The organism is Trebonia sp. (assembly GCF_030042015.1).
Classification (GTDB): domain Bacteria; phylum Actinomycetota; class Actinomycetes; order Streptosporangiales; family Streptosporangiaceae; genus Trebonia.
Genome location: NZ_JASIAL010000264.1, coordinates 1 through 6794, shown reverse-complemented (window position 1 = coordinate 6794; position 6794 = coordinate 1). Strand labels below are relative to the sequence as shown.

Below are 6794 nucleotides of genomic sequence, written 5' to 3'. Positions count from 1 at the left end.
TGCTGCGCCCGTGGACCCCTGACGCCCCGTGCTGGTTCGCCTATTCGGAAACGGCCGGGGAAGATCTCGACAATTTCCTGCCGCTGGTGACAGCTCAGGCGTGCTGGCCGCCGGGCGGGCGGGCGGCAGCTACCTTCCGCCTGCGGGATGAGGATTACCTGCTGCTGACCGGCCCCCTGGATGCGGTTGTCCCGCGGTCCCGGCCAGAACTGGGGCTCGAGCCGGATTACCCGATTCTCTCCCCGCAGCTGTGGTGGCCGACGGACCGGGGCTGGATTGTCACAACGATGATCGACCTCCCGTTCACGCTCATCGGCGCGTCCGCCGGGCTGGCGGCGGCGCTGCTAGCCGACACGGAGCTGGAAACCGCCGAAGTCGGCTGGCTCGATGACATCTCGGTCGCCGGAGACCACATCAACGGGTAGGCGCCACGGTTCGTTCGGGATAATTGGATTGAAAGCGGGCGTTGTCACGGGCCGGCGGCTACATGCGGGCGCTCACGTAGTAGGCGCCGCGCTCGCGGGTGAGGACGTCCCTCAGGGCGAGTGCGTGGATGGCGCGGGCCACGGTTCGTTCCGACGCCCCGTAGGTCCTGGCGAACGCGCGCACGGGCGGGAGCCGCTGGCCGGGCTTCCACTCCCCGTCCAGGATCCGCTGCTCGATCTGATCGCAAACCTGCGCGTACCGGTACGAGGGGCCGAACGCGGCGCACGCGCCGGCCGGCCGCTGCGCCAGGGCGGACTTGTAGGCCCGGAGCATGACCGCCAGCCCGTTCGGGAGCAGGTGCCCGTGCGCCAGCAGCCGGTCGGTCAGCCACGCGAGCTCGGCGAGCACCTGGTCCTCCTGCACCGTCGTCACGGCTCCTCCTCGCGCAAGCGGCCTGCCAACGCCCCCGGCCCGGTGAATTCGGTGCCGCGGGCCGGGGAACGCGGGACAAGTCTGTATTCCCGGGCGTAGCGTGCGTAAGTGGTCACAACCGGTTGTAGCGGGCACGACGCGAACTGTGCGGGCGGTGTGAGGATTGGCGCCGATAGGTGAGCGGGACCGGGAGTCGCTGAGCCTGTTCGTCGACGAGATGCGAGCCATGCGCGAGCAGCGCGGCTGGTCGCAGGCCGAACTCGGCGCCAGCGCCGGGTACAGCGAATCCCTGATCGCGATGGTGGAGACCTACCAGCGGGCGCCGACCCGCACGCTCGCGCTCGCGCTGGACAAGGCGTTCGGGGCGCCGCGCACGTTCGAGCGGCTGGAGGCGCGGCTGCGCGACCTGCCGTTCGCCGCGTCGTTCCGCCCGTTCGCGACGTATGAGGCGCAGGCGACGGCGCTGCGCTGGTTCGAGCACTCGCTGGTGCCCGGGCTGCTGCAGACCGAGGGGTACGCGCGGGCGGTGCTGTCCACCCGCCCGAACTCCACCGAAGCCGACATCGACGAGCTGGTGGCGGGCCGCATGGACCGGCAGGCCGTGCTGACCCGCGAGGAACCGCCGCCTCCGCTGCTGTGGGTGCTGCTCGACGAGAGTGTGCTGCACCGCCCCGTGGCACCGGCTTGCGTCATGCAGGAACAGCTTTTTCATCTGAACGAAGCGGCGCGTCTCCCCAACGTCACCGTCAACGTGGTGCCGTACTCGGCGGGCGGGCACAGCGGGCTGCTGGGCGCGTTTATCATCGCCGAGCTGAGCGGGCCCACGCGTATAGTGTTCATTGAGGATGCCTCGGGCGGCCGGGTCAGCGAGGATCCTGAGGTGGTGTCCGAAGTGGGACTGCGCTTCGACGCGCTGCGCAGCGAGACCCTGCCGACCGGCGCCTCCCGAGACCTGATTGCGAAGGTGGCCACAGAGAAATGGAACGCATGACCACCGCCACGTGGCGCACGTCGTCCTATAGCGGCAACAACGGCGGTAACTGCGTCGAGGCGGGCGTGGCCCGTCCCGGGCGCGTGCTGGTGCGGGACACCAAGGACCGCGCGGGCGCCGTGCTGAGCGTTCCCGCCGGCGCCTGGCGCCGCTTCACCAGCGCCCTGAAGTAGCCGGTGATCGCCCGCCGAGGCACGTCGAGGCACGTCGAGGCACGGCGTTCCGGGTCCTGAGTACGGAGCGGTCACGATCCGCTCACGCCAGGCGATGGCGTACACGATGGCGGTGAACAGGCACATCACGCCGAAGCAGGGCCAGGGCTGGAGGGAGTGGGCGAAGTGGCTGACGCTAGTGAGCTGGCTCCCGGCCTGGGTCGGCCAGAACTCGGTGACCGGGTTCCGCCACGAGCCCGGCAGCACCTGAGCGATACCGGGCAGGACGAACCTGCCGCCCGGGCTACCCCGGGATCGCCGAGCGCCGCGTGCGGGGCATAGCCGCTGATGAGGGCCTGGCCCGCGAAGAACGCGGTGAAGCAGACGACCTCGCCCACGACGACGGTCACCGCGGCGAAGACCAGCGACTTGGCTGCCAGCACCCGGCCTCGCTTTGGGACCGCGATCAGGCTGGTGCGGATCATCCCTGACGAGTACTCGGAGCTGATGAAGAGCACCCCGAGCACGACGATGGCCGGCGGGGCGATCGCCACCCCCACCTGGCTGACCCCGGTCGGGTCCCAGCTCAGCTTGCCGGAGGCGCTGAACCTGGCGTAGCCGCGGGCGGCGGCCGCGCTGATCACGGCCCCGAGGCCGACGCCGAGCACGACCGTCACGGTCAGCGCCCAGAAAGTCGACCGGACCGAACGGAGCTTGGTCCACTCCGAGCCCAGCACGTCGGGGAAGCTGGCTGCGCGGAAGGCCGCCTGGCACTCCACGCTCTCGCGGGTCAGTTCGATGAACGCCTCCTCCAGCGAGGCCCGGACGGGGATGAGCTCGGACAGCGCGATGCCATGGGCGGCGGCCAGCTCGGCCGCCGGCCCTTGCCGATCACCAGCAGGTGGTCGGCGGTCATGGCCATCTCGCTCATCAGGTGGCTGGAGACCAGCACGGCGCGGCCCTCTGCGGCCAGCGCCCGCATCAGGCTCCGGACCCAGTGGATGCCGTCGGGGTCGAGGCCGTTGACCGGTTCGTCGAAGATGAGCACGGCCGGGTCCCCGAGGAGCGCCGCGGCGATGCCGGGCCGCTGGCCCATGCCCAGCGAGAAGCCTTTCGCCCGGCGCCTGGCCACGTCCTCGAGACCGACGATGCGGAGGACCTCGTCCACCCGGCTGCGGGGGATGCCGTTACTTCGGGCCAGGCATAGCAGGTGGTCGCGGGCCCGGCGGCCACCGTGCAGCGCCCTGGCGTCGAGGAGGGCGCCCACCTCGCGCGCCGTTCGGGCCGAGGAAGCCGGTGGACAGGCCGGGCCGGATGGAGAAAGACAGGTCGCTGACGGCCGTAGTGGAGCCGTAGCGCTTGACCAGGCCGTGGGCTTCGATCACCGCGCTACGGCGAACGGCAGGGCCATGTCGCGGTAGGGCTCCTCGGTGCCCAGTGCGCTGGCGAGATAGGTGATGCGCAGGCCGAGGTCTTCGGGCGTGAGGGCAAGACGCTCACCCTCGTGCTCCTGCTCCTGCTCGTCCGCCCAGGCCTGCAGTGACTCGCCAGCGAGATGCCAGTGCACCGCCTCGTCCCCCGCATCCGGTAGCGCGACGAACGCTTCCAGGTGCGCCGGTTCGGTTCGCAGGCTCAGCTCGGGATACTGCGACGCGAGCGATTCCGCTTGCGCGGCAGGAACTGGCTTGCACCATTCGATCGGGCCATCGCTGTCGCCGTCCACCAGACCCCACCAGATGCAGAACGCCGCGCCTGCTCGTCCTTCGATCTTCGGAAGCGGGCGCTCCCGCATGATCGCGATGAACTCCTTGCCGAACGCCCACCTCCCCTGCTCGTCGACGTTGCGCTTGAGACAGAGCAGGCTCCGCTCGGGCATCTCCCGCGTGGCGACTTCGTACATGACAGGCCTCTTTCCGCGCAATCGGCTGACGAGGTAGTCGGCCAGCTCGCGCCGCGCGTCATGCGCCGCTTCGGCGTCGCGCCAGTAGTCAGCGATGCGCGCCGCCGCATCGGCCGGATCGCACGCGAGCAGCTCCTTGATCGCCGCGAGCGGCAACTGCAACTGGCGCAGCATCACGACAAGGCGTGCCTGTTCAAGCTGGACTGTGTCGTAGTAGCGATAACCAGACGCGTGATCGACGCGCGAAGGCACCAGCACCCCGCGTTCGTCGTAGAGACGGAGTGCCTTCAGTGACAGGCGGGACCGCCGGGCGAACTCTCCGATGCTGATCTCTTTCACGCCGACTCCCTCGTCGCCGGGCCGATCCGGCCCGGCGAGATGAGTGTGCGGGCTTCCCCAAGGTGAGAGTCAAGGCTGCCGGCCGCCGGCCATCTCCCGGCAGCGGAAAGGGGGTTCTGCGACGGCGGGAACGCGACGCGCCCAGCGACGTTCCGGGACGCTCAACTCACGCTCAGCGCTGGCGAGGCCGGGCTTCGGGCCGGCCGGGACCTTCCACCCCCGTGCGCGCCGGCCAGCTCCGCGATCGAGTACTCACTGTCCCCCGCGTGGGTCCTCGCCAGCACGTCAGCGGTGCTCACAGTGAGGACGCCAAAGAATGCCGCACCTGCGGGACCGGTGATCGCCAGGTCAATGCCGACGACGCCCGAGGTGGCCGGCCTGACCCGCGGTGCGGCTCTGCCTGCGGTTACGGCTTCCGCCCGACCCCGGCATAAATGGCCAGGTTACGGCCGCCGCCCAGGTCCCCGGCTCCTGGCCGCCACCGGTGCACCTGCACGACGCCGGGCTCGAGCAGCTCCAAGCCTTCGAAGAACCGGCAGACCTCAGCGTGCGTGCGCGCCGCGACCGGGACAGTGGCCTGCTCGTTGTACCGCTGCACGCCCTCGGCCACCTCGTCAGCGGCGACGTCGCTGGCGATCTGCGAGATGGCCAGGTAACTGCCGGGCAGCACGGCATCCATGAGCCGCCCGACAATCGCGCCCGGTTCTTCCTCATCGGGAATCCCCTGCAAGATCCCCAGCAGCATGACCGCGACCGGCTGCCCGAAGTCCAGGACGTCGGCCGCCTGCTCCAGGATCGTGCCGGTGGCGCGCAGATCGGCGTCGATGTAAGCGGTCGCCCCCTCCGGACTGCTGGTCAGCAGGACCCGGGCGTGGCTGAGCACGATCGGGTCATTGTCCACGTACACCACCCGCGACTGCGGCGCCGCCGCCTGAGCGACCTGGTGGGTGTTGTTCGCCGAGGGCAGCCCGGTGCCGATATCCAGGAACTGCCGTATACCTGCCTGGGTGACCAGGAAGTGCACCGCCCGGGCCAGGAACGCGCGCTGCGCCCGGACCGCGACCCGCACATCCGGGTACGCGGCGGCGACCTGCTCGGCGACGGCCCGGTCGGCTTCGAAGTTGTCCTTACCGCCCAGCCAGAAGTCGTAAACCCGCGCCATATGAGCCCGGGTCGTGTCGAACGGGACACCCCCGCCCGCTGCCTCACGGCTGCCCGCCACCTGACCCGCCTTTCCCGCAAGTTTCCCGTCGGGACTAATGCTTCCGCGTCCCGCGGACCCTCGCAACCCGGCGACGGCCACCGGATCGCCGCCCCGCGGTGAGGGCTGGCGGCGGCGCTGCTAGCCGACACGGAGCTGGAAGCCGCCGAAGTCGGCTGGCTCGATGACATCCCGGTTACGGGAGACCACATCAACGGTAGACCTACCAGCGCCGCGCCGCCGGGTGCCCGCCGGCGGTCATCCGGCCACGCGAGGCCCTGTCGGCTCGCGCGCCGCCAAGTCGGGACGGAAGGAGGAACCGGGCGGGCGGCGGATCGCCGTGGACAACCCCTACGAGGCGCCGAAGGCATCGCTGCTGCAGACGGTCGCGCAGGCCAACCGCTGCCGCATCATCTGGTCAAAGGAACTGGGCCTGGTGACGGTCATCGGCTTCCCGGCGGACCTGGACGCGGTCGAGCTGCTGTTCACCTCGCTGCTCGTCCAGGCGAACAGCGCGATGCTGCGGGCCGGCGCGAAGCGCGATGCCCACGGGCGGTCCAGGACCCGGGCGTTCCGCCAGTCGTTCCTGGTGTCCTACGCGATCCGCATCGGCGAGCGGCTGTCCGAGGCCACCGGTCACGCGGCGCAGCAGGTCGCGGCGCAGCAGGCGACAGGCAGTGCCGGCGGCACGGACCTGGTGCCGTTCCTGGCGGCACGCCGGCGGGCCGTCGATGACGCGGTGGACGCGATGTTCGGCGACACGCTGACCAGGAGCCGCGCGGTCCGGGCGACCGACGCGGAGGGCTGGCATTCCGGCCGGATCGCCGCCGACATGGCAAACCTGCACAACCACGTCCCGGTCGCTGCTACCGCGTCGGTGTAAGAGTCATCCGCGCGGGTCATCGCCGTCCCCTGGTTATGGATAGGGACGGGTCGTGACTCTGTAGCCGCCGCGCGGGGTCCAGCGATGGACCGTCATCAGGCCGCGGGTGATATCCCAGCCGACGAACACCGCCTGCCCGATGTGCAAGGTGAACACGACCGCCTTGTCCGCTGCCCAGGCTAGCCACCACGCGTCAGCGGCCGTACTGCGAAGGTCCTGGCCGGCTTCTGCCGCCAGCCCGTACAGCTTGAGCTCTCCTTCCCCGCTGTCGGAGCCGGTCACTGCGCTGTGCAGCACATACCGCGGGTCCCGCTGCAGGTCGCCCGCCTTCGCCGACCAGGCCATGGCACCGATGAGCAGCTGGCCCCCGGCGATGTAGGGCTCGACCGGGCTGATGCGCGGGGATCCGTCGCGGCGCAGCGTGCCCAGCAGTGCCACGCGCGCCGAGGCCAGCCGGGCCGCGCCGAGCC

At 70.5% G+C, this 6794-nt stretch carries 8 protein-coding genes and 2 pseudogenes; 4 read left to right on the top strand and 6 right to left on the bottom strand.

The genetic code is table 11. From position 1 onward, the window contains the following. A pseudogene (locus tag Q1N79_RS14275) lies at positions 1-425 on the top strand (hypothetical protein); the annotation flags it as partial. Between the two features lie 58 nt (positions 426-483). Here Q1N79_RS14275 and Q1N79_RS14270 read toward each other — a convergent pair. Then, positions 484-858 carry a winged helix-turn-helix domain-containing protein gene (locus tag Q1N79_RS14270; protein WP_300609257.1) on the bottom strand — a complete coding sequence of 125 codons (375 nt, stop codon included), beginning with the start codon at positions 856-858 and terminating at the stop codon, positions 484-486. 217 nt (positions 859-1075) lie between these two features. Between Q1N79_RS14270 and Q1N79_RS14265 the strand changes: the two genes are divergently transcribed. Next, positions 1076-1849 carry a helix-turn-helix transcriptional regulator gene (locus tag Q1N79_RS14265; RefSeq protein ID WP_300609259.1) on the top strand — a complete coding sequence of 258 codons (774 nt, stop codon included), beginning with the start codon at positions 1076-1078 and terminating at the stop codon, positions 1847-1849. Further along, the gene (locus tag Q1N79_RS14260; RefSeq protein WP_300609255.1) at positions 1846-2022 is read left to right on the top strand and encodes a DUF397 domain-containing protein; all 177 of its coding nucleotides are present in this window, start codon (positions 1846-1848) and stop codon (positions 2020-2022) included. The genes Q1N79_RS14265 and Q1N79_RS14260 overlap by 4 nt, the downstream gene beginning before the upstream one ends. A gap of 125 nt (positions 2023-2147) precedes the next feature. Here the strand turns inward: Q1N79_RS14260 and Q1N79_RS14255 are convergent, their stop codons facing one another. The 4 genes and pseudogenes from Q1N79_RS14255 to Q1N79_RS14240 all read right to left on the bottom strand — a co-directional run bounded on the left by Q1N79_RS14255 (position 2148) and on the right by Q1N79_RS14240 (position 5462). After that, a complete protein-coding gene (locus tag Q1N79_RS14255) occupies positions 2148-2780 on the bottom strand; it encodes an ABC transporter permease (RefSeq protein WP_300609261.1) in 633 nt (210 codons plus the stop codon). A gap of 98 nt (positions 2781-2878) precedes the next feature. Continuing rightward, a pseudogene (locus Q1N79_RS14250) lies at positions 2879-3386 on the bottom strand (ATP-binding cassette domain-containing protein); the annotation flags it as partial. Then, entirely contained in the window at positions 3383-4240 is an 858-nt protein-coding gene (locus Q1N79_RS14245) for a MerR family transcriptional regulator (protein ID WP_300609253.1), read from the bottom strand. The gene Q1N79_RS14245 and the pseudogene Q1N79_RS14250, both read right to left, overlap by 4 nt. A gap of 406 nt (positions 4241-4646) precedes the next feature. Beyond that, positions 4647-5462, bottom strand: a complete 816-nt coding sequence (locus Q1N79_RS14240) for an SAM-dependent methyltransferase (RefSeq protein ID WP_300609251.1) — start codon at positions 5460-5462, stop codon at positions 4647-4649. Positions 5463-5625: 163 nt separating this feature from the next. Between Q1N79_RS14240 and Q1N79_RS14235 the strand changes: the two genes are divergently transcribed. After that, the gene (locus tag Q1N79_RS14235; protein ID WP_300609249.1) at positions 5626-6324 is read left to right on the top strand and encodes a hypothetical protein; all 699 of its coding nucleotides are present in this window, start codon (positions 5626-5628) and stop codon (positions 6322-6324) included. Between the two features lie 33 nt (positions 6325-6357). Here the strand turns inward: Q1N79_RS14235 and Q1N79_RS14230 are convergent. Continuing rightward, on the bottom strand, positions 6358-6794 hold a 437-nt coding region (locus tag Q1N79_RS14230; RefSeq protein WP_300609247.1), incomplete at its 5' end, for a pyridoxamine 5'-phosphate oxidase family protein.